Origin of the sequence: Paraburkholderia sp. SARCC-3016 (assembly GCF_031119615.1) — a bacterium.
Taxonomy (GTDB): Bacteria; Pseudomonadota; Gammaproteobacteria; order Burkholderiales; family Burkholderiaceae; genus Paraburkholderia.
In genome coordinates this window covers 190,600-216,356 of record NZ_JAVHZD010000009.1, presented here as the reverse complement: position 1 = coordinate 216,356, position 25,757 = coordinate 190,600, and the positions used below count along the sequence as shown (strand labels likewise).

Genomic DNA, 25,757 nt, shown 5'->3' with positions numbered 1-25,757 from the left:
AGCCATGTCGTTCTGTGAGCCAAGGAGTTGGTAGAATGTTTTGTCTTCCTAAGACCGCTTGGCCTCCGACTTCTTTCCAGGCACAAGCAAAAAACCATGATTGCGCAGGTGATCGTCGGTATTCGAAACCAGAAGATTGAAGACGATGCGCGACCACAACTGCCGCAAATCGCGATCGGTTTGCGCGCCATCGGTCATCAGCACGCGGGCGATTTCGAGGTAGCTCGCGCCTGTCGACGCGTCGTCGCCGTCCCGATGCCCGGTCAGATTCATAGCGGACGCGAAATGCAATCGCCGCCCCGCCTCCGTTCGATCGAACCGCTTGACGAGAAACGTATGATGCGAACTGCCAAAGCGCCGCACCAACGCATCGGGCACGTCGAGGCCGCATGCCCTGGCGAGCGCATGGGCCACCATCTCCCATGCGCCGACGTTATGCTCGTCGCGCACGCTCGGAAATTTGGCAATCCATAGATGCCCTTGCGGGTCGACCACGCTTGCCTTCGGCCGCGCGCCGCCCAACGAACCGCCGGGCGCGATCAGCATGCGCAGCCATTCGTCCGCCGCGCGAGCCGTGTTGTCCTCGTCGCGCTCGAGCGCGAGGCTTGCGGCTTCGAGCGCGCGCAACTGCACGAACGGCGGCGCGGCCACATCATGCCGGTCGTCCAGAAACGCGGCGTCATCGCCCCGGCGAAAGCGCAATGCGCCGACGCGGTAGGCATCGTGGACGCCGAGCAGATAGTCGGACTCGTAAAGGCGCTCGCTCCGGTCGGCGAGCCCCGCGCGTTGCGCTCGCTCGAGACGCCGGCGCATCAACAGACGCCCCCAGCGATTCGGGCTTGCGTCGGCGAATGCACCGAACGTCTCGTGCCCCTGCGGCGGATACTGACGGCCCTCGAACAGATGCAGCCTCGGGTCGAGCCTCAGATTCGCAAATGCAGGACGGGCGAGAAAGGTCCGATCGAATTCGAAATCGAACACCTCGCGAGCCGCCGTGCGGCGCGTGCACAAGCGGCCCATCAGCATAGGCTCCGCCAAGCCGCTCCAGTCGGCAAAAACCTCGATCGGCGTCTCGCTCACCGCTGCTTGCTCCGCTTCGCCGAATTGTCCGGAGCAAGCAGCGAAGCGAGATCGTCGGCGCTCACAAAGCCGCTGTGCGTGGCCCAGTCTGTCCCGCTATGCGCGGATACGGGCTGCGGGTTGTCGTCGATGGGCGTCGCTTCGCCCAACGCCTCGCGAGGCGAACGCGGCAACCGTGAGGAACGCGCCGGCCCAGCCTTGTACGGCGAAAGCGCGGCATCCTGAAGTTCGCGGCCGACGAGATCGTCTCTCGCCAACAGGTCGAGATCCGCCTCGACACCGAGCACCTGCATAACCGCCAGATACGCGCCGATCGTGACGCCGGAAGAGCCGCGTTCGAGGTTACGCAGCGTGACGGCCGTCATACCCGCACGCTCGGCCACCTGCTTTGCCGTCAGCCTGCGACGCAAACGCGCGAGGCGCAGCCGCTCGCCGAATTGGCGAAGCATGAATTCGGACGAAGGTAGGAGCGGAGACGTTCTTTGGGCCAAAGTGTCATTATTTTATCGTTTTATTGCAAAAAATGAAAGAATAGTTTGCTTCCCGAGGGCAGCGAACGCGCATCCGCCTCCGTACCGCTGCGTCCCGCGACCTTCTTCAGTCGAATTCGCGTGAAAACGCTGAAACCCCGAACTCGATCGGCCCCAGATAAATTACTTAAAACTTACTAAAATCCATCGAATAAAATTCATTTATTACATTAATAAAACAGCCATCCGACAATTCACGGCATGCTGATTCCCAGGGAATACCACTGAATCGCGCGCATTTACATGCAGCCGCTTAACGGTCGGCGTACACTCGTCCCGCGGCCGCGCCACGGGGAATGCGCGCGTCACGCAGCAATGCTCAACACTCGAAAGCAAGATCGCAAGAGGAGAACAAACTCGATGGCATGGACCCGCGAACAGAGAAACGTCACGATCGCCGCCTATCTCGGCTGGACGCTCGACGCATTCGATTTCTTTCTGATGGTTTTTATTCTGAAAGATATCGCCGCCGAATTTAATACAAAAATCCCGGAAGTCGCGTTTGCGATTACGCTGACGCTCGCGATGCGCCCGCTCGGCGCATTGATCTTCGGCCGGCTCGCCGACAAGTACGGCCGCCGTCCGACACTGATGGTCAATATCGCCATCTATTCGCTGCTCGAACTGCTGTCCGGCTTCTCGCCGAACCTGACGACGCTGATCGTACTGCGCGCGCTGTTCGGTATCGCAATGGGCGGCGAATGGGGCGTCGGTTCCGCGCTGACGATGGAAACAGTGCCCGCGAAGTCGCGCGGCATCGTGTCGGGGCTCCTGCAGGCCGGCTATCCGAGCGGCTATCTGCTCGCCTCGATCGTATTCGGCGTGCTTTATCAGTACATCGGCTGGCGCGGCATGTTCTTCGTCGGCGTCATCCCGGCGCTGCTCGTGCTCTACGTGCGCTCGAGCGTGAACGAGTCGCCGGCATGGGTCGCAATGGAGAAGAAAGCGCGCCCGGGCCTGCTCGTCACGCTCAAGCGCAACTGGGTGCTGTCGATCTACGCGATCATCCTGATGACCGCGTTCAACTTCTTCTCGCACGGCACTCAGGATCTGTACCCGACCTTCCTGCGCGAGCAGCATCATTTCGATCCGCACACCGTTTCGCTGATCGCCATCGTGCTGAACATCGGCGCGATCGTCGGCGGTCTGCTGTTCGGTTCGATCTCCGAGCGCATCGGCCGCCGCCGCGCGATCTGCATCGCGGCACTGATTGCACTGCCGGTGCTGCCGCTGTGGGCGTTTTCGTCGACGCCGGTCATGCTCGCGATCGGCGCATTCCTGATGCAGATCTCCGTGCAAGGCGCGTGGGGCGTGATTCCAGTGCACCTGAACGAAATCTCGCCTGACGAGATTCGCGCGACCTTCCCCGGCCTCGTCTACCAGCTCGGCAACCTGCTTGCGTCAGTCAACGCGACGATGCAGGCGTCGTTCGCCGTGTCGCACAACAACAACTACGGGCTCGCCATGGCCATCGTCGCGGGCACGGTGGCGGTCATCATCGCGGTACTGATCCTCTTTAGCCGCGAGCGGCGCGGCATCGATATGACTAAATCTGCCGAGGCGGTCGCGGCAGCCACGTCATAACCGCCGCCGCACCGCAAAACGCTTCAAACCGCGAAGGCCGCGAAAGCCGCGCCGATCCGATCGGCGCGGCTTTTTCATTGCCGCCGCGCTATACGCGCGTGCGCCGCGCCGTCGATCTGGTCGATGTGCAAAGACCGCCTGTTAGAAGACTTCCCCGACGCCGATCGCTTGCGGGTTCGCCGTGATCGTCCGTATCCTTCGTCAGCCACACATGGCGCACATCGAAAACAGCCACGCACCGTTCAAACGGCAGCCATACTGTCTGTAGAACAGACAAGAACAGTCCAAAGGACAAGAATGGAATGGAGACGACCATGAGCCCATCGCCGCAGTCGCTACCGGCATGCGCCGCCGAAGTACGCGTTTCGCATGCGGCCCCGCAGCCGGCGCCCAATACCGATGGCATCTGGTACGCGTCGTATGCGCCCGCTGTGCCGCACGAAATTGACGTCGCGCAGTTCGCCTCGATCGTGCATCTCTTCGACGAATGCACGCAGAAGTATCGGGACCGGGTCGCGTACGTGAGCGTCGGTTCGAACCTCACGTACGGCGACCTCGCGCGCAAGGCCAACGCGTTCGCGAGCTGGCTGCAGGGCATCGGCGTGAAGCCGGGCGAACGCGTCGCGATCATGTTGCCGAACACGTTCCAGTATCCGGTCGCGCTGTTCGGCATCCTGAAAGCGGGCGCCGTCGTCGTCAACGTGAATCCGCTCTACACGGTGCGCGAGCTCGCGCATCAGTTGAAGGACAGCGGCGCGCAGACCATCGTCGTGTTCGAGAACTTCGCGAAGACGCTCGAGGACGCGCTGCCCGGCACGCGTGTGCAAAACATCGTCGTCACCGCGCTCGGCGACCTGCTGGCCGACGGGCTCAACCTCAAAGGCCGCTGCATCAATGCGTTGATCCGGCATCTGAAGAAGATGGTGCCCGCATATCGCTTGCCGCAGGCGATACGCATGCGCGAGGCGCTTGCGATCGGCACGCGCCGCGCGCCGGCGCCCGTTACGGTCAACCAGACCGACGTCGCGTTTCTGCAATACACGGGCGGCACCACCGGCGTCGCAAAAGGCGCGATGCTCACGCATCGCAACATCGTCGCGAACGTGCTGCAGGCCAAAGCGTGGTCCGAAAGCGAGCTGGCCGGCGATGTCGAAACGGTGCTGACGCCCTTACCGCTTTATCACATTTACTCGCTGACGCTGAACGCGATGATCTTCATGCTGCTCGGCGGGCGCAATATCCTGATCGCCAATCCGCGCGACACGAAGCGCGTGATGAAGGTCATCCGTCATGAAACGTTCACCGGCATCACCGCCGTCAATACGCTCTACAACGCGTTTCTCGACAACGAAGAATTCTGCAGGCGCGACTTCTCGAAGCTCAAGCTCGCGATGGCAGGCGGCATGGCGATGCAGAAAGCCGTAGCCGAGCGCTTCAAGGCGGTGACCGGAAAACCGGTTATCGAAGGCTACGGCCTCACCGAATGCTCGCCGATCGTCACGATGAATCCGGTCGACCTCAAGCATCTGCGCGACTTCGACGGCTCGATCGGATTGCCCGCGCCATCGACGGTCGTGCGTTTTCGCAAGGAGGACGGCAGTTGGGCTGGTATAGATGAGCCCGGTGAGTTGTGCGTGAAAGGTCCGCAAGTCATGAAAGGCTACTGGAATCGTCCGGAGGAGACGGCGAAGGTGCTCGACGACGCCGGGTGGCTCGCAACGGGCGACATCGGCGTGATGAACGGGCACGGCTATATCCGCCTGATCGACCGTAAGAAGGACATGATTCTCGTGTCGGGCTTCAATGTTTATCCGAATGAAATCGAAGACGTGATCGCCATGCATCCGGACGTGCGCGAAGTCGCCGCGATCGGCGTGCCCGACGCGGCGCAAGGCGAGAGGGTCAAGGTCTTTATCGTGGCGCGCAATCCCGCGCTGACCGAAGCGCAAGTGATCGAGCATTGCAGAAAGAATCTGACTGGCTACAAGGTGCCGAAGCTCGTCGAGTTTCGTGACGAGCTGCCGCAAACGAATGTCGGCAAGATTCTGCGACGCGAACTGCGCGCCCAGGAACTCGCGAAGCAAAAACCTGCCTGATGCAAGATATGTGCGGCACCAACGGCCGTCATCGGTTCAGCCGTTTCCGGTTTCTGTGGGAGTCCACTCATGCCGCACCCGCCGTCGACGAATCCGACTCGCCGCGCACCGGTAATGCGCGCGCTGCGTTGGCTCGCCTGCGCGGCAACCCTGCATATGACAACCGCCGCGCTCGCGCAGCAGGAGCAGCAGCCAGGCGAGACGCCGGCGGCTAACCCGTCGCCCGCGCCCGCACCGTCGTCCGCTGGTTCATCCGCTGGTTTGTCCGCTGCATCGACGGCATTGCCGGGCAGCGCGGCCGACACGAAGGGCTCATCCAGCGCACCGGCCGCATCGAACGCGTCGAACGCGTCGGACCCCGCGGTTGCCGCGAGCGGCGCGAAACCGGAAGTCAGCCCGCCGACCATTCCGCCTGGCGAGGCAGGCAGGCTCAAACCCGCCGAACAGGTGCGATGGCTGCGCCAGGCGGCGCAAAGCGGCCTGCTCGAAAAACTCGACGATGCCAGTCTCACCGCGCTGTTCCAGTCGCTCGATCCGTTGACGGTGCCGCGCTACATCAAGGACGGCCCGAACGGCTACCCGTCATACGAGTTCACGATGATCCGCCAGGAGCGCATTCGAGGCATATGGCCGAGCCGGCCCGATCGTATGGTGGTGCGCGTGACGCGCGACCCGATCCGCATCTACGCGAAATGGCTGTCCGGCGGCCCGCACGCCGGTCAGGAAATCATCTATGACGAAACGCGGCGCAGCGACGAGATGTACGGTCATCTCGGCGGCTTCCTGAACATTATCCCGGTATGGGCATCGCTAAACGGCGCGCTCGCGCGCACGCAATCGAACCATCAGGTTCGCGATCTCGGCACCGAGTACATCGCGAAGCAGTTCCTGTCCGAAGGCGAGAAATACGCACAGGCCGGCATTACGCGGCCGGAGCGCATCGAAGTGAAGACGCTCGACGGCGTGCGCGTGGTCGCATTCACCTACGAAACGAGCGCCGGCATGCCCGAGTTCTACGCGAAGCGCGAGACGCTCGGCCTCGATCTACGGCACCCGTACTTTCGCACCGTCGAATCCTACGACAACGACGGGCGCATCTTCGAACGCATCGTATTCCAGACGATCACGCCGAAAACCTTCGACGACGAAACCTTCGATCCGAAGAATCCCGCGTACAAGTTTTGATGCACGCACGGCCGCCCCCCTCATAAGGAAATGACGAACGAAACCGGTGCATTGGCGTGCGGCCGGCTCGATTCCGTTGCGCGTGCAACGAGGCGGCCGGGGCGCAGCGCGAGACGCGTCAGCACGAAAAAGTCCGACGCGCGTGTGAAGCCGATCAGCATTGGCGACGGTGCGCGCGCCATGCTTGCCGCAAGCGCCGTATGCCAGAGCGCACCGATGTCGTCGCCGGTCTCGAAGACGGGAATGGCGAGCCGCGCCGCATGCTCGGCGAATGCATCGGCCTGTGCGAGCGAGGCATCGAACAGCGCGAAAGTCCGTGCGGTGCGCGCGAGCGTCGTGCCTCGCCGTGCGGCATCGTGAGAAGCAGCGGCCCGTGCTTCGGCTGTTTCCGCGGCGAGCCATGCCGGCAGCCATGCGGCGCTCGAGTACCACGTGCCGGTCGCGATGAAGGTACGCCGGTCCATCGCCTATCCCACGGCATGACGATAGCGGCGCCCGCCCGAGGCGTTCATGTATAGCCCCGCTTGTCGCGCAACGCGCGCGGCCAGATGCCCTGCTTGCCCGGCGACAGAATGCCCGCGGGGTCGAGTGCGTCCTTCACGGTCTCGGACAGGCGCAGCAATGCGCCGTCATTGAAGCTGTACTGCGCGGCCGCGTAATCCATATGCATCAGATGCGACCGGTATTCGCCGTAGCCGGCCGCGCGGACGTCGCTCATCACCGCGCGCAGCAGATCTCCGGCCCGTTCGCTTTGCATGGCGTCGTCGCGATTGAAAATGGCGGCGAAGATGTGGTGCAAGTGCCGCCCGCCGGCCGTGAAACCGCCGTAGTAGTCGAAACCGAACGACGCAGCGCGCCCTTTCACCATCATGTACTGTCGGAACGCATCGCGGCCCACGGCCGGGCAGATCGGCGAGAAGTCGATATGCGCGCCGGTGCCGCCGCGCCAGTCGAGCATCCTGAACGCGGTCATCGCGGGGATGCCGGCCATGTTGCGATCGCCGCCGCCGGCAGGCTGCGCATCGCCCGCGTATTGCTTCGCGAACGTCGACGCGCGCGGCACGCGCGCAAACGCACGCTGCACGATCCGGTTGCGCGCGTCGATCAGTTCGTCCGTGCCGTATAGCGCGTAATGCAGATTCCAGCGGCCGACGTCGAGCTTTTTCAGCATCGCGTCGATGGCGCTGTCGGGCATCGCACCGTCGCCGTCGTACCACTGCGCACGCGGCGAGAGACCGGCCGCGCGCCGCAGGCCGCCTTCGATCACCGCGTGGTTCGTGATCGTGCCGTCAAGACGCAGCGGCCGCAGGATATCGACGATCGCCTCGAGATCGCGCTCGTCGTGAAACTGGATTTCGCCGAGCAGATACGCGGGCGGCGCGGGCATCAGCCAGACGCCCATCTTCGTGACGACGCCGTAATTCGACTGCATGAACATCGCATCGAACGACGGACCGTAGCCCGGCCGGTACACCTGCCATGACGTACCGATCTCGATACCGCCCATGCCGGTGCGCACGACGTCGCCGTTCGCGAGCACCACTTCCATGCCGCACTGGTTTGCCGCGTGATCGCCGTAGGCGGTATAGCCGAAGCCGCGCTCGAGCGTGTTGCCGATCACGCTGCCCCAGCCGGCAGCGGGTGGATCGACCCACAGCTTGTAGCCGTGTTCGCGCAGGTAGTTGTACAGATCGAAATAGCTGACGCCAGGCTCGACGAGCGCATACGCGAGTGTTTCGTCAACCGCGAGCACGCGGTTCATGCGCTGCAAGTCGACCACCACCGAACCGGCAAGTCGCGGCGCCGCGCCGCCGTACGCATAGTTGCGGCCCGTCGATACCGTCCATAGCGGAATGCGGTACTCGTTCGCGACACGCAACACCGCCCGGATCTCGTCGACCGATGACGGCAGCAATGCCGCCGATGGCACAAACGCCGCGCCGGCCGGTCCTGGCGCGAACGGATCGAGATAGGGCGTGAGCGCGGCGCCGTCGAGCACATGCCCGTCGCCGACGATCGATTGCCATGCGGCAAGCGCGCGCTCGAACTGAGCGGCGCTGACGTCGGGCGGCAGGATGCGGATCGCGGGCGACGTCATACGCGCACTCCCGGCGATCCATGCGCCGCAGCCACGCTAGCGGCCATGGAAACCGCCTCCTCCGCCGTGGAACCCGCCTCCATGGAAGCCGCCACCGTGGAATCCGCCTCCATGGAAGCCGCCACCGTGGAATCCGCGGTGAAACCCGCCATGCGCGAAACCGTGCGGATATCCGAAACGAACATGATCGATGTGATGGAAGTGATGAAACCGGTCGACGAAGACGAACGATGCGCCGACGCCGAACAGGAACGGCGCCCCCCAGAACGGATCGTACGGATAGGGGTACGGGTACGGATAGCCATACGCATAGTATGGATCGTACGGGGGCGCGTCGGGCGACGCCGCTTCAGTTGCCCCGTCGGGCGCCATGCCGGGTGCCGGATATGCAGCACCACCGTTGTCGCCCGCGTCGTCATCCGATTCCTCGATTCGCCATGTGCCGTCAGGCTGCCGGCACGCAAGTCCGCTGAACTGCTGCTGCTTGCCGTCGATCTGCGCATTACCGCTGACGTCGCGGCACTCCTGTCTTGCCTGTTCCTGTTCCGCTTGTTCCGCTTGTTCCGCCTGCTGGGCCGGCTCGGCGAATTGCTGGGCGTATTGCTGCGCGTTGGGCGCGGCGGGCGCGTTGGGCGCGCTGCTCGTGTTCTGCGGATCATCGCCGCTTTGCCCGTAGCCTTGCGCCCGCTGGTCGCCGTCCGTCTGCGAATCGTTGGGCGGCATGTTGCGTTGCGCGCCCGGAGGCGCGCCGAACATCGGCGGCCCGGACTCCTGGGCCATCGCTGCCTGCCCGCTCATCGCACAGCCCACACAAACAAAAACCCCTGCTGCAAGTCCGAAAATATCGCGCATCGTTTATCCCGTCTCGACGGTGCGGCACCGCGGCACGAACGCGTGCCGTCGCCGTGTAGGCCCTGTCGATTCGCCTGCGTGGCCCGCCCCGCCGACGCGTCGATGCGCCGGGACAGCAGGCCTGCACTTCTATAAACGACACGATGCATATAGCTATTCCGCCGCATTGCGGGCGCGGAGCAGTCGGTTCGTTACCTGGTATTTCCAAACGCTCCGGTCGTGTGTCACCGGGAAAGCGCAATGGCGGAATCCGCGATTCGCGGTACGGGCTCAGCGAACGATCCGCGCCCGGGCTGACATCGAGGCACGGCCGTGCAGGCTCGCGTGCTATTGCCACGCTTCCGGCCGGCCGCCGAGCGCGCTGCAGACGTCGATCGCAATCGTGCGCAGTTTGCCCTCCGCGATCGGACCGGACAGCGCATAGCCCATTCCATCGTTGACCCAATAGAAGGTGCGGCGATTGCCGTCGCGAAACAGACGGAATGCCGTTTCGTCTTTCGGCACGCCGGTCACGTAAAGCGTGAGGCGCGCACCGGTCTGGTTCTCGTACATGAATTGCGCGGCGGGCCCCGCTTCGCCGGGCAGAAGGCGCCCGCCGACCAGCGAGTAGCCGTATTCCTGAAGCGACGGTACCGAGAGCTGCCGGTTCAGACGCTTCGACAGCCACGCAATCAGATGCTCTTCCTCGACCGCGGCGACTTCGACCGGATGACGGCGCTCCGGCGTATAGACCGCATACGCGATATCGGCGCGCCGTGCGAACGACATCGTGTCGCCGCCTACGAGTCGCGGCACGAGCGGCGCCGCGCCGAGCGCGAGTCCCGCGCCGGCGACGAGCCAGCACGCGGCGATGCCTGCGCGCTGCCACCACGACGAACGCGACCGCAGGACCACGAATTGCGTGTCGTCGCGCGTCGTCGCCCCGCACAATGCGCGCAACGCCTGCTTCTGCGCGCGCCATGCGGCGACCTGCGCGGCCGCCTGCTCGTCGCGTTCGAGATGCTCTCGCACCGCGGCCGTGTCGTTCTCGCTGAGTTCGTTGTCGACGAACGCCGACAGCATGCGCAGGTCGGGCGAGGATTCGGGATGGCGGGCGTCGTTGTTCATGAAGAATTTCTCACCACTTTCAGCGACGGGGACTTGTGCGGCTTTTCCTGCGAGTCTGGCCGATCAGGACCTTCGGTCAGCATCAGTCTCATCTGCTCGCGTGCGCGCGACAGTCGGGACATCACCGTTCCAACCGGCACGCCGAGCGCGATCGACGTTTCCTGATAGCTGAACTCCTCGACGCAGACGAGCAGCACCACTTCGCGCTGCTCGACCGAAAGACTGTAAAGCGCGCGTTGCACGTCGCGCAATATCAGTCCGTCGACTTCGCCGCGCGGCGCCTCGAGGTTGCGCCACGGCGCGCTTTCCTCGTCGACGGCCACCTCGCGGCGCATGCGCAGCTGGTCGATATAGAGATGCCGGAGAATCGTGAGCAGCCACGCGCGCAGGTTGCTGTTCGGCCGGAACGCCTTCCAGCGGGCGAGCGCGCGCTCGGCCGTATCCTGAACCAGATCGTCCGCCCAAGCGTGATCTCCCGTCAGCGTGCGCGCGTATCGACGTAGCTGCGGGAGCCAGGATACGACCTCTGCTTCGAAACTCACCCGGCTGGCAAACCGCGCGTCATCTGCGGATCAATATCCGCCGGAAGAACTGGAGCCGCTGCCGCCGCTCGCGCCGCCGCTGCCCATATCGCTGCAGCCGGTTGTCACAAGCGCCGCCGCGCCGAGCGCGACGAGCATGCAAAGGGTACTGACGAGTCGAGTCAACTTCATATGAGCCTCTCCTTTGGGTACGGGCCGGACGGCCTCGTGAACGGGGAACGGATATTCGTGGAACGTGAAAGATGGACTGCACCTGAACAAAACGAGAGTTCCGCGCGATTTATTCCGTCCCGACCCGCCGTTTTTTAAAGTTATGCCAAATCGGTTCCAGCGATGTCCTTTTCGGATCTGGCGCGCTCGCCGGGCGGCGCGTGACGACGTCGAATGCAAAGATTCGTAACGCAACGTTACACATCGTATTTAACGGATGCTTATGCGCGCGCAAGCCGTTATAGTGGTCGACAAGTTCGTCGATTAGTACGCGTATGCGCCGACCCATGTAGAATCCCGGCGAACAACCGCACTTCCACACACAATCGTCCATGCCTTCCGCAGAATCGCACCCGCAAAACGACTTCATGAACGCCGCGCGCAAAGAAAGAAAGCGCGTCGAAATTTATCTCGTCAACGGTATCCGTCTGACGGGATGCATCGAGTCGTTCGATCAGTACCTCGTGATGCTGCGCACGCCTGTCGGGCTGCAGGGCATCTACAAGCGTGCCATTTCGACCATCCAGCTCGACACGGGCACGCGTCCGGGGCCTCGTACCGGCCGGCCGTCGCATGGCGAGCATTCGTCGCGCGGACCGCATGGCTCGCACGGGTCGCATCGCGATTCGCCGCGCGACTCGCGCGAACCGCGCGAGTCGTATGGAGGCGGCGCGCCGGCGTCATCTGAACGCTCGGGTTCCGACGCACCGGTCGTCGTCACGCGCCGCCGGCGTCTGTTCGGCGCGGGCTCGGGCGACAACCACGGGCACGGCAATAACCACGGCAACAACAACCACGGCAACAATCACGGCGGCTCGGGCAACAACAACAACGAATAACCGCAAAGCGCGCCTAGCCGCCCGGTCCGGCGAGGCGCTTGAGCATCCGCTCGATGCGCATCCCTTGCTGGTGCGTAAGCTGGTAACTTCCCTGAACCGCCAGCACGCGGCGGCGCCAGTACTGGGCGTCGAACATGTCAAGCATGGGTTGCCGCGTCGCCCACTCCAGATGCTCGAGTTCCGCGTCCACCACATGTGACGCATTCCAGCGCGGTGTTCGGTCGGACCCGTCCGTCTCCATCATGGCTCACCTCGTCGTTGTGTCCGCGGACGGCTCGATGTGTCTCGGCCAGACGGTTCGCAAAAGGCGGCCGTTGTCGCGCGGTGGAGCTAAAACGAAATCCCGCGCTGAAAATTCCATTGATCGCCGCGCGGCCCGCGGGGCACGCGATTGCAGCGGCGTTCATGCGACGCTTATTGAAATGCAGCAGCGGTCGAACCGCGACGTTGGCCATGACCGTGACCGCGCAAGATTGAGATTGACCTTATGCCGTTCGGTCGAGTGTTGTCGATTGTGGCTTTGCGCTATTCTGGTTGTTCGACAACGTCCGAGCGGAGAGCGATATGTCCACGTCGAAGCCGAAATCTCAACCGGCCGAGCTCAGCGTCGAGCGGCGCCTCGACGAGGCACTTGCGGAAACCTTTCCGGCCAGCGATCCGATTGCCGTCGATCCCGAAGAACCGAACCATTCTCCGGCTAAGCCGGAGGCGGGGGCGGCGAAACAGCCTGCGCAACACGGCACGCGGCCGAAGCACCGATAAGCGGACCAACCGGGCCTATAGCCTCAGCCAAGCGCTACACGCCCGAGGCGGTGCTGGACCGCCCGGCGCAATCGCAGCGCAGATCCAGGCAGCACGCCGTAGCGCAGCGCGTTCAGCACGCGCACTACTATGGCGCGTTCGATCAACGAATCGGCAGACCGCTGTCCAGCTGGCGCTGCAGTTCGCGCACCTGGCGCTGCGCATCGCGCAGTTGGGCTTGTGCCTGCGTCTTCTGTTGCTGCAACGCGCTCGCTTCGGCGCGGTTCTGCGCCTGCTGGCTGTTCACGATCGTCTGCTGCTGGCGCGCGATCGACAGATCGGCCTGCAACCGGTTCGCGCGGTCCTGCGACAATTCGATCAGGTGATCGGTGAACGCCTTTTGCGCTTCGAGCTTCGTGCGCCGGATTTCGACTTCGGACAGTTGCGCGGTCTGGCGCACGAAGTCGCGATAGATCATCTCGGCGCGCTGATCGTCGGAGGTCTTGATCACACGCCAGAAGTTTTTCTTCTGGAAGAGCGCGACGTAGTACGTCACCTCCTTGCCGTAGAACATCAGGCTCGCGCCATAACTGCCGTTGTACGTCGTGCGCATTTCGGTCAGGTTGGGGCCGTGGATCATCTGTTGCAGTTCTGCCACATTGCCTGTAGCAGACTGCTTTGCCTCGTCCGGCGTCAGCGCAATCGTTTGGCCCGATGTGACGGACGAAGCCGCCAGCGTATCGGGCTGCGCCGCCGCTGTCGTTTCCACGGCCACCCCGCTCGCGGCACTGTCCGACACCGCTTCCTGCGCAAAGGCGGCCTGCATTCCCCCGGTCGCGATCAATACCGACAGCACGATCTGCCGGGCTTTCGACTTCTGGTCCATGTAATTCCTGCTTTGAACAGTTTTTTGTTTTCACCCAATCGTCTCATTATTACTCAGTTTCTCGCGTTTCGGGTTCATCGTCGAAAATTTGATACTTCCTCATCTTCTTCCCCGCCCTTTGGAACGAACGCCGAGGTGTCGCGCCGCTAACTGGCGCCGGCAGCGGTTCGCGTTCGACGCTGCCCGCACGCGGTTTCGCTCGTTGATATCGCGCTTGCCGCGGTCGATCGGCACCTCAGCGGTACCGCGTCGGGTGCCTGCCGACCGTTGCGCGCAAGCGTCAGAAGACGCTGCAGCGCACCGCATTCCACGCGCGGGCTAGCGGCACGTCACGCCGATCCGAGCCATCGCGTTGTGAAGTTCGTTGACGTTGCCGGGAACCGGGGACCACGGCCGCATCTGCCGGCCGATAACGGCAGATCGGCCGCCCGGCGCATGTCGTCGACGCAATCCACGGCGTGCAGGGTTGTCGCGAGGTAGCCGCCTCGCGATGTCACGACCACGCTCGCACTCTCTGGCGAGCATGAGCGGTTCGATACTGGCACCGGCATCTCTTTCGATCGTCCCAGCCGCTCGGGGCCCGCAGGCAATCGCGAAAACGGGCTGGCGTCACCGCGTCAGCAGTCGCACGTCTCGTCTCTATGCCAAAGAGGCGCGACGATGCTCGAACGTCGTCGCAGTCGGTGCAGTGCCGAACGATGACCACGACGTCGTCAAGGCGACGGTCGATGCTTCGCACTACCAGGGCATCATCACTCGCATTGCGGCATGCCCATCGATCGGGCGTCCGCGCGTCGGAGACACACGTCGGTCATCCGTCCGTCAGTTGCGGTTTGATGCGGCCTTTTTGTATCGCTCGAACCGAATAGCGCCGGCGTCACGCGCCGGCGATTAGAAGACTTCCTATCAGACAGCGCGCGTCCTCTAACATATTCTGCGACATCGACCGTACCGGCCCGCAGCGAAGCCGGTTCGCGCGGCACGCTGCACGCGCAGAAGCAAGCGCACAAACGAAACGCCGAAAGAAGCCTCCCGCGAATGTGATTCACAATGCATCCGGCCGAGATGACCGGGAAATGACCGACGCGTCTCGCCTTCGCGACGATACGAACAAGGAGCACAACAATGACGCAATTCTTCGGTCGCGCACTGTGCAACGCGACCCTGGCCGGTGTGCTGTTCGCAAGCGCCGCTGCTGCATTTGCACAAGGCAGCAGCCCCGTCGGCATGTGGCAGACCGTCGACGATCATACGCATCAGCCCAAGGCAATCGTGCAGATCGCGCAGGACGAGAACGGCACGCTAACCGGCAAGGTGATCAAGGGGCTCAACCCGAACGAGCCGCCCGGCCGCCGGTGCACCGCGTGTACCGACGCGCGCAAGGATCAGCCGATCATCGGGATGACGATCATCAACGATATGAAAAAGGACGGCGACGGCTGGGACGGCGGGCAGATCCTCGACCCCGACAACGGCAAGGTCTACCGATGCAAGATGCACACCGAAGACGGCGGGCAGAAGCTTATCGTGCGCGGCTATATCGGCATCTCGCTGCTCGGCCGGTCGCAGACGTGGATTCGTGAGGAATGAGCGACCGGCACGTGATGCCTTCGCGTATGAAAAACGGCCGGCGGTATGGACCTGCCGGCCGGCTGCTTCTTCAAAGGAAACGCGCTTTGCGCGATTCGCCTCGTTCGACTGACTGCCTGGCGTAGCGCATCCGTTACGCCGCACGCTTGAGCGAGCCGCCATACCCATACACCGGCGCGCTGGACGGCGCTTGTGCGTACTCGACAGGCGCTGCGGCAACGGATAGTTCGTCCGCCTGACCCGCGACATGGACGCGCATGCGCGCTTCGATCGAGTTGCACAGGTCCGTGCCCGCCGCGCCGAACAGTTGCTCGAGCATGCGCTTGAGCACGCCGGACTGATGCCACGCCTTGAAGCGGCGATGGCAGGTTTGATACGACGGGTATTTGCGCGGCATGGCGGACCACGTAGCGCCGCTGTACATCACCCACAGCACGCCGTTGAGCACGGCCCGGGTGTTGGCAAGAGGCCGGCCGCGCAGTTCGGAACGCGGCCGTAGTTCAGGAAGCAGCGGCGCGACGCGCAGCCACTCCTCATCGGTTAAATCACGGTATGGGGTCAAGGTATCCTCCTTCGTCGATACCCGACGACGATATCGACTGACCCACACACCGAATATCAGAACAATCCGAATCTTGAAAATGCGACGCGTCCCTATGCCGTTCGGCGCAACGCGCCGCGCGTTATCTCGTTCGGTTCAATTCCATCACTACGTAAGCGATGTGTCGACGGTGCGCCGTGGCGTATCCAGATATTCCTTCGATTGCATTTCGACGATGCGCGACACGGTCCGCGCGAACTCGTTCGCCATCGGCCCTTCCACGTAGAGCTGTTCGGGCGGGACCGCTGCCGACATCAGCAGTTTCACCTTGTGGTCGTAGAACACGTCGATGAGCCACGTGAAGCGGCGCGCTTCCGATTGCATGCGCGGCGTCATTTGCGGCACGTCGGAAAGGATCACCGCATGAAAGCGCGACGCGAGCTCCAGATAGTCGTTCTGCGAGCGCGGACCGCCGCACAGCGTCGCGAAGTCGAACCAGACGACGCCGTCCGCGCGGCGCAGCGCCTTCAGCTCGCGCTTTTCGATATGCAGCAGCGGACTTTCGTCGGGCACTGCGGCGAGCCGCGCGTAGGCATCGCGCAATGCCCTGTCGGCGGCGGCGCCAAGCGGCGTGTGATAGACCTCGACCTGCGACAGCGTGCGCTGACGGTAATCGACACCCGCATCGACATTGATCACATCGAGCTTGCTCTTGATGAGCTCGATCGCGGGCAGCATGCGGTCGCGGTGCAAACCGTCCGGATACAGCGTATCGGGGTCGTAGTTGGACGTCATCACGAACTGCACGCCGTTCGTAAACAGCCGGTCGAGCAGCCGGTACAGAATCATCGCATCGGCAATGTCCGACACGTGGAATTCGTCGAAGCAGATGAGCCGGTAGCGCTTCGCGATCCGGCGTGCGAGCTCGTCGAGCGGATCGGCCTGTCCTTTCAGCTCGTCGAGTTCGCGATGCACTTCGCGCATGAATTCGTGGAAGTGCAGGCGTGTCTTGCGCGTGAGCGGCACGATCATATAGAAGCTGTCCATCAGGAAGCTCTTGCCGCGGCCCACGCCACCCCACATGTAGACGCCGCGCGGCAAGTCCGGATGCATGATCAGCTTCATGAACGCATTCGGCCGGCGCGCCTTGTACGCCACCCACTCTTCATAGCATCGCTGCAGACGATCGACTGCCGCGCGTTGCGCCGGGTCGGACTGATAACCCCGAGTCTGCAGTTCGTTTTCGTAGTATTCGGTGACGTTCATCTTGTGCGGCTTGTGTAGCTCATGTGACTTGTGCGATCGGCGCACTTGCACAGCAGATAAGACGAAGGCGGGAGGGTTCGCACCCTGCCCGCCTTCGTCGTGATACCCAATGCGAGGAATCGGGCTCTTCGGACTTACATGTTCAGCGCGCGCTTGTCGACGGCGAGCGCCGCTTCACGCATCACCTCGGACAGCGACGGATGCGGATGGCAAATGCGGCCGATATCTTCCGACGCGGCCTTGAACTCCATCGCCACCACGGCTTCCGCGATCAGATCGGACGCATTCGCCGAAATGATATGCACGCCGAGCAGCTCGTCGGTCTTCGCGTCGGCGATCATCTTGACGAAACCATCGGCTCGATTGATGCCGAGCGCACGACCATTCGCCATGAACGGGAACTGGCCCGTCTTGATCTCGCGGCCTTCGGCCTTCAACTGCTGCTCGGTCTTGCCGACCCATGCGATTTCCGGCTCGGTGTAGATCACCCACGGAATGCAGTTGTAGTCGATATGCGGCTTCTGCCCGTCGATGATTTCGGCGACCAGCACGCCTTCGTCTTCGGCCTTGTGCGCGAGCATCGGACCGCGCACGACATCGCCAATCGCGTAGACGTTCGGCACGCTCGTCGCACAGTGATCGTCGACGTCGATAAAACCGCGCTCGTTCGCCTTCAGGCCGATCGCCTCGAGACCGAGATTGTCGGTATTCGGCACGCGGCCGATCGACACGATCAGGCGGTCGGCGTCGAGCGTCTGCGCGTTGCCGTCCTTGTCCGTGTAAGCGATCGACACGCTGTTCGCAGTGGTCTTCACTTCGCCCACCTTCACGCCGACGTGAATGTCGAGGCCCTGCTTCCTGAACTGCTTCGCGGCTTCCTTCGCGAGCGCCTGGTCGGCCGCACCGAGGAACTCGGGCAGCGCTTCGAGCACCGTCACGTCGGCGCCCAGACGCCGCCACACCGAGCCGAGTTCGAGTCCGATCACGCCCGCGCCGATCACGGCGAGCTTCTTCGGCACTTCGGTGAACGACAGCGCGCCTTCGTTATCGGCAACGATCCTGTTGTCGACCGGCACGTTCGGCAGATGGCGCGCCTTCGAACCCGTCGCGATGATCACGTTCTTCGCGACGACGGTCTCGGTTTCGCCTTCGCCGCTGACTTCGATCTGCACGCCGGCGTCGCTCTTGCCCGTGAACTTGCCGTGGCCCTTGAGCCACGTGATCTTGTTCTTGCGGAACAGGAACTCGATGCCCTTCGTCATCTTCTCGACGATGCTTTCCTTGCGCGACAGCATCTTCGCGATGTCGACCTTGACGTTTTCCACGCTGATGCCGTGGTCCGCGAGATGGTGCGACGCGTTCTCGAATTCTTCCGACGAGGCGAGCAGCGCCTTCGACGGGATGCAGCCGACGTTCAGACACGTGCCGCCGAGCTTCAGCGCGCCGGCCGGGTTCTTCCACTTTTCGATACAGGCGACGCTCTTGCCGAGTTGCGCGGCGCGGATCGCGGCGATATAGCCGCCGGGACCGGCACCGATCACGACGACGTCAAATTCTTTGGACATGACAATCCTTTGGAGGGGAAGGCGCCGCGCAGCCACGCTTCGTGGCGCGCGACACTCCGGTACTGACTGCGTACTGTGAACGACATGCGCGTTGCCTCGCTACGACCGAGGCAAGCGCGAGGCGCTGTACGGCGGCTTACAGGTCGAGCAGCAGGCGCGCCGGATCTTCGAGCGCATCCTTCATTGCGACGAGCGACAGCACCGCTTCACGCCCGTCGATGATCCGGTGATCGTACGACAGCGCGAGGTAGTTGATCGGACGGATCACGATCTGGCCGTTCTCGACAACCGGCCGCTCCTTCGTCGCATGCACGCCCAGAATGGCCGACTGCGGCGGGTTGATGATCGGCGTCGACAGCATCGAACCGAACACGCCGCCGTTCGAGATCGAGAACGTGCCGCCCGTCATTTCTTCGATCGACAGCTTGCCGTCCTTCGCCTTCTGGCCGAATTCGGCGATCTTCTTTTCGATGTCGGCGAGGCTCATCTGGTCTGCGTTGCGCAGGATCGGCACGACGAGGCCGCGCGGCGAGCCGACGGCGATACCGATGTCGAAGTAGCCGTGATAGACGATGTCGTTACCGTCGATCGACGCGTTCACGAGCGGGAATTTCTTCAGCGCATGGACGGCCGCCTTCACGAAGAACGACATGAAGCCGAGCTTCACGCCGTGTTCCTTCTCGAAGCGGTCCTTGTACTTGTTGCGCAGATCCATGACCGGAGCCATGTTCACTTCGTTGAACGTCGTGAGGATCGCGTTCGTTTGCTGCGACTCGAGCAGACGCTCGGCGATACGCGCGCGCAGGCGCGACATCGGCACACGCTGCTCCGGACGATCCTGCAGCCATTGATCCGCACCCGGCGCCTTGACGTCGGGCAGCGACGGACGCGCAGCCTTCGGTGCGGCAGCCGGTGCCGGCGCGGCCTTCGGGGCCGGGGATGCCGAACCCGCCGCCGCTGCGCCGACCACGTCCTGCTTCGTGATACGGCCATCGCGGCCCGTGCCGGCGACGTCGCCGGCCGACAGGTTCTTCTCGGCCATCAGCTTCGTGGCAGCCGGCGACGACGCTGCATTCGCGTTCGCCGCGGCGGGCGCTGCCTGTGCCGCCTGGGCCGGAGCGGCTTCGACTTGCGGCGCGGGCTTCACTTCGGCTTCGACGGCTGCGGCGCCTGCCTTGCCTTCGGTGTCGATCTTGGCGATCACTTCGTCGGCGACGACGATGTCGCCGTCGTGCTTGATGACCTGCGCGAGCACGCCGGCGGACGGCGCCGGCACTTCGAGCACGACTTTATCGGTCTCGATTTCAATAAGGATTTCGTCCTGCGTCACCGCTTCACCCGGCTTCTTCTTCCACTGCAGCATCGTGGCTTCGGACACCGACTCGGAAAGCTGGGGAACCTTGACTTCAACAATAGACATGTGATTTTCCTGGGACTCTGTATGAGCGTATTTGACTAACCGCGTGATTCACTGCGTGACTGAGCGAATGACTGAGCGAATGACTCGTCGCATGACTCGCGCGTGTTCTGAGGCTCTGTTCTGGAGACGTCGTTCTGTCGCTAAGGGAAGCGAACCGCGTGCGCACTGCGAAATGCGCCGCGGGAAAGCGCGCTTGCGCTTTCCCGGTTCGCGTTGCCGTTATTTAACGATTGCTGCGCCCTTCAGACGGCCGAAAGCGCCTTCGACGAGCGCCTTCTGCTGCTCGTAGTGCTTCGCGTAGTAGCCGACGGCTGGCGATGCCGATGCCGGGCGGCCGCTGTACGCGAGCTTCTGGCCTTCCTTCATGCCTTCCTTCAGGTGGTGCTCGATGTAGAACCACGGGCCCTGATTCTGCGGCTCGTCCTGCACCCAGACCACCTCGGTCGCGTTGTCGTACTTCTTCATTTCCGCTTCGAACTGCTTGTGCGCAAACGGATAAAGCTGTTCGACCCGGATGATCGCGACGTCGGTCGACTTCGCTTCGCGGCGATGCGCGACGAGGTCGAAGTACACGCGGCCCGAACACGCGAGCACGCGCTTGACCTTCTTCGGATCGATCGAATCGTCGACCTCGCCGATGACCGTCTGGAACGAACCCTTCGCGAGTTCCGACAGGTCCGACACGGCTTCCTTGTGACGCAGCAGCGACTTCGGCGTGAAGACGATCAGCGGCTTGCGGAACAGGCGGATCATCTGGCGGCGCATCAGATGGAAAATCTGCGCCGGCGTGGTCGGCTGGACCACTTGCATGTTGTGGTCCGCGCACAGTTGCAGGAAACGCTCGATGCGCGACGACGAATGCTCCGGACCCTGGCCTTCATAGCCGTGCGGCAGCAGCATGGTCAGGCCCGAGACGCGGCCCCACTTCACTTCGCCCGACGAGATGAACTGGTCGATCACGACCTGCGCGCCGTTCACGAAGTCCCCGAACTGGCCTTCCCATGCGACGAACGTGTTCGGTTCGGCGGTCGAGTAGCCGTACTCGAAACCGAGCACCGCTTCTTCGGACAGCACGGAGTCGATTACCGTGAACTTCGCCTGACCGTCCGCGACGTTCTGCAGCGGCACGTACGTGCCGTCGTTCCAGCGCTCGCGGTTCTGGTCGTGCAGCACCGCGTGACGGTGCGTGAACGTGCCGCGGCCCGAATCCTGGCCCGTCAGACGCACGGCGTAGCCCGATGCGACGAGCGACGCGAACGCGAGGTGCTCGCCCATGCCCCAGTCGAGCGGCGCTTCGCCGCGGCCCATCGCACGACGGTCGTTGATCACGCGCTCGACGAGCGGGTGCAGCTTGAAGCTTTCCGGAATCGTCGTGATGCGTTCGGCGAGGCGCTTCAGTTCCGCGAGCGGCACGGCCGTGTCGGCGGCGTCGGTCCATTTGCGGTTCAGGAACGGCACCCAGTCGACCGCGTACTTGCTCTTGTAGTTCGAGAGCACCGGGTCGATCGTGTGATGGCCTTCGTCCATCGCCTTGCGGTAGGCCTTGACGAACTCGTCGCCCTGTTCCGCGGTGATGACGCCCTGCTGCACGAGCTTTTCCGCGTACAGCGCGCGCGTGCCCGGGTGCCTGGCGATCGTCTTGTACATCAGCGGCTGCGTGACCGCCGGCGTGTCCTGCTCGTTGTGGCCAAGCTTGCGGAAGCAGATGATGTCGACCACGACATCCTTGTGGAACTGCATGCGGTAGTCGATGGCCAGCTGCGTGGCGAGCACGACCGCTTCCGGATCGTCGCCGTTCACGTGCAGCACCGGCGCCTCGATCATCTTGACCACGTCCGTGCAATACAGCGTGGAGCGCGAGTCGCGCGGATCCGACGTCGTAAAGCCGATCTGGTTGTTGATGACGATATGCAGCGTGCCGTGCGTGCCGTAACCGCGCGTCTGCGCGAGGTTCAGCGTTTCCATCACGACGCCCTGGCCGGCGAAGGCCGCGTCGCCGTGGATCTGCACCGGCAGCACCTGCAGGCCGACGTCGTCGCCGCGACGGTCCATACGGGCCTTCGCCGAACCCTCGACAACCGGGTTGACGATTTCGAGGTGCGACGGGTTGAACGCGAGCGACAGGTGAACCGGGCCGCCTTCGGTCGCGACATCCGACGAGAAGCCCTTGTGGTACTTCACGTCGCCGGCCGGCAGATCGTCGACGTGCTTGCCTTCGAATTCGGCGAACAGGTCGGCCGGCATCTTGCCGAGCGTGTTCACGAGCACATTCAGACGGCCCCGGTGCGCCATGCCGATGACGATTTCCTGCACGCCCTTTGCGCCGCCGTGACGCACGACCTCGTCCATCGATGCGATGAAGCTTTCGCCGCCTTCGAGCGAGAAGCGCTTCTGGCCGACGTACTTCGTATGCAGGAAGCGCTCGAGACCTTCGGCCGCGGTCAGGCGGTTCAGGATGTGCTTCTTCTTCTCGTTCGAGAAGTTCGGCGTCGAGCGGATCGATTCGAGCCGTTCCTTCCACCAGCGCTTCTGCTCGGGATCGCTGATGTACATGTACTCGGCGCCGATCGTGCCGCAATACGTGTCGCGCAGATTCTTCACAATGTCGCGCAGCGATGCCTGCTCGAAGCCGAAGTACAGCGCGTTCGCGTTGAACACCTGGTCCATGTCGGCTTCGGTGAAGTCGTAGAACGCGGGTTCGAGTTCAGGGATCGGGGGACGTTCGCGGCGCTTCAGCGGATCGAGATTGGCCCATTGCGAGCCAAGGAAGCGGTATGCGTCGATGAGGGACTGGACAAAAACCTGTTTGCGGGCAGTGGATTCTTCTGCACCGCCTGCGACGCGCGGCAGGAAAGCATTCGCTTTCGCGCGCTGGGCAAACGATTCGACGATCGGGCCGTGGGCCACGTCGTTGGCACTGGTGCCATCCGATGCAGGAGTGTTCTGCAACGCGTCGAAATAGCTGCGCCAGTTCTCGGGCACTGACGCCGGATTGTCGAGATACGCTTCGTACAGTTCTTCTACGTACGGAGCATTGCCGCCGAACAGATACGAGTTCAGCTGGAATTGCTTCATCATGTTTACGCTCACCTTTCGTCGAGTTTCTCGAGAAATAGCGGGTTGTTGAACCTTCCGCGACACGGCCTGACCGTTTAGCGGATTGCGCGAATCAAGTCTTGCTTGGAAGGACCTAAAACTTGCATCCGCGGAGAATAGCACATAACCATCCCGAATGCCGGGTTGCAAAGGCCCCGAACGCCCGTTGGAAAAGGGCTCGCGGGGTGCTCGCGCGATCGCTGCGATATATCTGCGGGCTTGCTGGCGCGCTTGCCTGCCGCAATATCGCCGCCTCGCCGATTCGAATCGCGCTTCCGATTGCGCTTCCGGTCACGCCTCAAATCGCACAGAACACTTTGTGCAAAATCGCAACGGTTGCATCCGCTTCCATTGATATATCAGGGCGGCCGAAATAAAAAAACCGCCCGAAAATCAGGGCGGTTCTGTGATCCGGCAACTGCAAAAGCGCCCGGCGACGACGCGGTAGCGCCTTCACGCGGAAAAGGCGCAGCAAGGTCAGTCGACCGCAGCTTCGCGGCTCGCGCGGCGACGCTCGTGCTCCTTCAGATGGCGCTTGCGCAGGCGGATCGAAACCGGTGTCACTTCGACCAGTTCGTCGTCGTCGATGAATTCGACTGCGTATTCGAGCGACATCTGGATCGGCGGGACGAGGCGCACCGCTTCGTCGGTGCCCGAGGCACGGACGTTCGTCAATTGCTTGCCCTTGATCGGGTTCACGACGAGGTCGTTATCGCGGCTGTGGATGCCGATGATCATGCCTTCGTACAGCGGATCGCCCGGCTTCACGAACATGCGGCCGCGATCCTGCAGCTTCCACAACGCGTAGGCGACGGCCGCGCCGTCGTCCTGCGAAATCAGCACGCCATTGCGGCGCTCGCCGACCGAACCTTCCTTGATCGGGCCGTATTCGTCGAACACGTGGCTCATCAGACCCGTGCCGCGCGTGAGCGTGAGGAATTCGCTCTGGAAACCAATCAAACCACGCGCCGGAATGCGGTATTCGAGACGCGTGCGGCCGCGGGCATCCGACGCCATGTCGAGCATTTCGCCCTTGCGGCGGCCGAGTTCTTCCATCACGCCGCCCTGATGACCGTCTTCGACGTCGACGGTCAGCAGCTCGTACGGCTCCTGCTTCACGCCGTCGACTTCCTGCAGCACGACGCGCGGCCGCGACACGGCGAGCTCGAACCCTTCGCGGCGCATGTTCTCGATCAGGATAGTGAGGTGCAGTTCGCCGCGGCCCGACACTTCGAAGACCGTTTCGTCGCCGGTATCGCGCACGCGCAATGCGACGTTGTGGTTCAGCTCCTTCGTCAGACGGTCGCGAATCTGGCGGCTCGTGACGAATTTGCCTTCCTTGCCCGCGAGCGGCGACGAGTTCACGAGGAAGTTCATTGTGAGCGTCGGCTCGTCGACGGTGATCATCGGCAACGCTTCGGGCTTGTCCTGCGCGCAGATCGTCGCGCCGATACCGATGTCTTCGATGCCGTTGATCAGCACGATGTCGCCGGCCTGCGCTTCGTCGACCTGCACGCGCTCGAGGCCCGAGAACGACAGCACCTGGTTGATCTTGCGGTTCAGCACCTCGCCTTCGGGCCCGAAGCGCAGCGCAACCGCCTGGCCTGGCTTGATGCGGCCGCGATTGATCCGGCCAACGCCGATCCGGCCGACATACGTCGAGTAATCGAGCGACGTGATCTGCAGTTGCAGCGGACCGTCGGGATCTGCCGGGCGCACCGGCACGTGCTCGAGAATCGCTTCGAACAGCGGCCGCATATCGCCTTCGCGCACGCTCGGATCGAGCCCTGCATAGCCGTTCAGGCCCGACGCATAGACCACCGGGAAATCGAGCTGTTCTTCGGTCGCGCCGAGCTTGTCGAACAGATCGAACGTCTGGTTGATGACCCAGTCGATACGCGCGCCCGGCCGGTCGACCTTGTTCACGACGACGATCGGCTTCAGGCCGAGCGCGAGCGCCTTCTTCGTGACGAAGCGCGTTTGCGGCATCGGACCTTCGACGGCGTCGACGAGGAGCAGCACGGAATCGACCATCGACAGCACGCGCTCCACTTCGCCGCCGAAGTCGGCGTGACCCGGCGTGTCGACGATGTTGATGTGCGTGCCTTCGTATTCGACCGCGCAGTTCTTCGCGAGAATGGTGATGCCGCGCTCTTTTTCGATGTCGTTCGAATCCATCACGCGTTCCGCGATCTGCTGGTTTTCGCGGAAGGTGCCGGACTGGCGGAGCAACTGGTCAACGAGCGTGGTTTTGCCGTGGTCGACGTGGGCGATGATGGCGATATTGCGAAGAGCGCGGGACATAGGAACCTGAGGACGATTGAAGTGCCCGGCGGCGAGTGCTGAAGACGGCTTCGGCACATTCAGAACGCAAAGTGGGCGCACTTCCGGGAACCGCACATTCTAGCACGGACCGATGACGCATTTAGCACAATCACCCTCGTATTCCCCAATAGGCACCGTGCGAAGCCGCGACCGCGGCGGTTTTGCCCGCGCCGCGGACTGAGGGCGCGCAAGCTTCGCGCGTCG

General features: G+C 63.1%; 22 protein-coding genes. 6 read left to right on the top strand and 16 right to left on the bottom strand.

Going from position 1 to position 25,757, the window contains the following annotated elements; all coding sequences use genetic code 11:
• Positions 1-48: 48 nt before the first annotated feature.
• Together QYH69_RS11775 and QYH69_RS11770 are read right to left on the bottom strand one after the other, a co-directional pair.
• The gene (locus QYH69_RS11775) at positions 49-1,080 is read right to left on the bottom strand and encodes a HipA domain-containing protein (RefSeq protein ID WP_308832025.1); all 1,032 of its coding nucleotides are present in this window, start codon (positions 1,078-1,080) and stop codon (positions 49-51) included.
• Positions 1,077-1,529: a helix-turn-helix transcriptional regulator gene (locus QYH69_RS11770; protein ID WP_308832024.1), complete on the bottom strand. Its 453-nt coding sequence runs from the start codon at positions 1,527-1,529 to the stop codon at positions 1,077-1,079. The genes QYH69_RS11775 and QYH69_RS11770 overlap by 4 nt, the downstream gene beginning before the upstream one ends.
• Positions 1,530-1,970: 441 nt before the next feature.
• On the opposite strand from QYH69_RS11770, the gene QYH69_RS11765 reads away from it, so the two are divergent.
• The 3 genes from QYH69_RS11765 (at position 1,971) to QYH69_RS11755 (ending at position 6,475) form a co-directional block, all read left to right on the top strand.
• A complete protein-coding gene (locus QYH69_RS11765; RefSeq protein WP_308832023.1) occupies positions 1,971-3,194 on the top strand; it encodes an MFS transporter in 1,224 nt (407 codons plus the stop codon).
• Positions 3,195-3,508: 314 nt separating this feature from the next.
• On the top strand, positions 3,509-5,290 hold the full coding sequence (locus QYH69_RS11760; protein ID WP_308832022.1) for an AMP-binding protein: 1,782 nt from the start codon (positions 3,509-3,511) through the stop codon (positions 5,288-5,290).
• A 69-nt stretch (positions 5,291-5,359) separates the two neighbouring features.
• Positions 5,360-6,475 (top strand): DUF1571 domain-containing protein, encoded by a 1,116-nt coding sequence (locus tag QYH69_RS11755; RefSeq protein ID WP_308832021.1) that lies wholly within the window; start codon positions 5,360-5,362, stop codon positions 6,473-6,475.
• A 20-nt stretch (positions 6,476-6,495) separates the two neighbouring features.
• Here the strand turns inward: QYH69_RS11755 and QYH69_RS11750 are convergent, their stop codons facing one another.
• The 6 genes from QYH69_RS11750 to QYH69_RS11725 form a co-directional block, all read right to left on the bottom strand.
• Positions 6,496-6,939 carry a hypothetical protein gene (locus QYH69_RS11750; protein ID WP_308832020.1) on the bottom strand — a complete coding sequence of 148 codons (444 nt, stop codon included), beginning with the start codon at positions 6,937-6,939 and terminating at the stop codon, positions 6,496-6,498.
• 44 nt (positions 6,940-6,983) lie between these two features.
• Positions 6,984-8,573, bottom strand: a complete 1,590-nt coding sequence (locus tag QYH69_RS11745) for an FAD-binding oxidoreductase (RefSeq protein ID WP_308832019.1) — start codon at positions 8,571-8,573, stop codon at positions 6,984-6,986.
• Between the two features lie 36 nt (positions 8,574-8,609).
• Positions 8,610-9,371 carry a hypothetical protein gene (locus QYH69_RS11740; RefSeq protein WP_308832018.1) on the bottom strand — a complete coding sequence of 254 codons (762 nt, stop codon included), beginning with the start codon at positions 9,369-9,371 and terminating at the stop codon, positions 8,610-8,612.
• Positions 9,372-9,752: 381 nt separating this feature from the next.
• Positions 9,753-10,532, bottom strand: coding sequence for an anti-sigma factor (locus QYH69_RS11735; RefSeq protein ID WP_308832017.1), 780 nt, complete (start codon positions 10,530-10,532; stop codon positions 9,753-9,755).
• Positions 10,529-11,074 (bottom strand): RNA polymerase sigma factor, encoded by a 546-nt coding sequence (locus QYH69_RS11730; protein ID WP_308832016.1) that lies wholly within the window; start codon positions 11,072-11,074, stop codon positions 10,529-10,531. The genes QYH69_RS11735 and QYH69_RS11730 overlap by 4 nt, the downstream gene beginning before the upstream one ends.
• A 30-nt stretch (positions 11,075-11,104) precedes the next feature.
• A complete protein-coding gene (locus tag QYH69_RS11725) occupies positions 11,105-11,245 on the bottom strand; it encodes a hypothetical protein (protein ID WP_156883825.1) in 141 nt (46 codons plus the stop codon).
• A gap of 371 nt (positions 11,246-11,616) precedes the next feature.
• Here QYH69_RS11725 and hfq point away from each other — a divergent pair, with 371 nt between their 5' ends.
• Positions 11,617-12,123: an RNA chaperone Hfq gene (gene hfq / locus QYH69_RS11720; protein WP_308832015.1), complete on the top strand. Its 507-nt coding sequence runs from the start codon at positions 11,617-11,619 to the stop codon at positions 12,121-12,123.
• 13 nt (positions 12,124-12,136) lie between these two features.
• On the opposite strand, the gene QYH69_RS11715 is transcribed toward hfq, so the two are convergent.
• Positions 12,137-12,367 (bottom strand): hypothetical protein, encoded by a 231-nt coding sequence (locus QYH69_RS11715; RefSeq protein ID WP_374992390.1) that lies wholly within the window; start codon positions 12,365-12,367, stop codon positions 12,137-12,139.
• Between the two features lie 320 nt (positions 12,368-12,687).
• Here QYH69_RS11715 and QYH69_RS11710 point away from each other — a divergent pair, with 320 nt between their 5' ends.
• The gene (locus QYH69_RS11710; protein ID WP_308832014.1) at positions 12,688-12,885 is read left to right on the top strand and encodes a hypothetical protein; all 198 of its coding nucleotides are present in this window, start codon (positions 12,688-12,690) and stop codon (positions 12,883-12,885) included.
• 142 nt (positions 12,886-13,027) lie between these two features.
• On the opposite strand, the gene QYH69_RS11705 is transcribed toward QYH69_RS11710, so the two are convergent.
• On the bottom strand, positions 13,028-13,750 hold the full coding sequence (locus QYH69_RS11705; protein ID WP_308832013.1) for a DUF2968 domain-containing protein: 723 nt from the start codon (positions 13,748-13,750) through the stop codon (positions 13,028-13,030).
• Between the two features lie 1,125 nt (positions 13,751-14,875).
• Here QYH69_RS11705 and QYH69_RS11700 point away from each other — a divergent pair.
• A complete protein-coding gene (locus QYH69_RS11700) occupies positions 14,876-15,340 on the top strand; it encodes a DUF2147 domain-containing protein (RefSeq protein WP_308832012.1) in 465 nt (154 codons plus the stop codon).
• A 133-nt stretch (positions 15,341-15,473) separates the two neighbouring features.
• Here QYH69_RS11700 and QYH69_RS11695 read toward each other — a convergent pair whose 3' ends face one another.
• The 6 genes from QYH69_RS11695 to typA all read right to left on the bottom strand — a co-directional run bounded on the left by QYH69_RS11695 (position 15,474) and on the right by typA (position 25,532).
• A complete protein-coding gene (locus QYH69_RS11695; protein WP_308832011.1) occupies positions 15,474-15,902 on the bottom strand; it encodes a transposase in 429 nt (142 codons plus the stop codon).
• 147 nt (positions 15,903-16,049) lie between these two features.
• Positions 16,050-17,147 carry a cell division protein ZapE gene (zapE, locus tag QYH69_RS11690; RefSeq protein ID WP_308832010.1) on the bottom strand — a complete coding sequence of 366 codons (1,098 nt, stop codon included), beginning with the start codon at positions 17,145-17,147 and terminating at the stop codon, positions 16,050-16,052.
• Between the two features lie 134 nt (positions 17,148-17,281).
• Complete coding sequence (gene lpdA, locus QYH69_RS11685; RefSeq protein WP_308832009.1) at positions 17,282-18,712, bottom strand: dihydrolipoyl dehydrogenase; 1,431 nt, start codon at positions 18,710-18,712, stop codon at positions 17,282-17,284.
• Between the two features lie 136 nt (positions 18,713-18,848).
• The gene (gene odhB, locus QYH69_RS11680) at positions 18,849-20,132 is read right to left on the bottom strand and encodes a 2-oxoglutarate dehydrogenase complex dihydrolipoyllysine-residue succinyltransferase (RefSeq protein WP_308832008.1); all 1,284 of its coding nucleotides are present in this window, start codon (positions 20,130-20,132) and stop codon (positions 18,849-18,851) included.
• A 219-nt stretch (positions 20,133-20,351) separates the two neighbouring features.
• Positions 20,352-23,210, bottom strand: coding sequence for a 2-oxoglutarate dehydrogenase E1 component (locus QYH69_RS11675; RefSeq protein WP_308832007.1), 2,859 nt, complete (start codon positions 23,208-23,210; stop codon positions 20,352-20,354).
• A 495-nt stretch (positions 23,211-23,705) separates the two neighbouring features.
• Entirely contained in the window at positions 23,706-25,532 is a 1,827-nt protein-coding gene (gene typA / locus QYH69_RS11670; protein WP_308832006.1) for a translational GTPase TypA, read from the bottom strand.
• Positions 25,533-25,757: the final 225 nt, after the last annotated feature.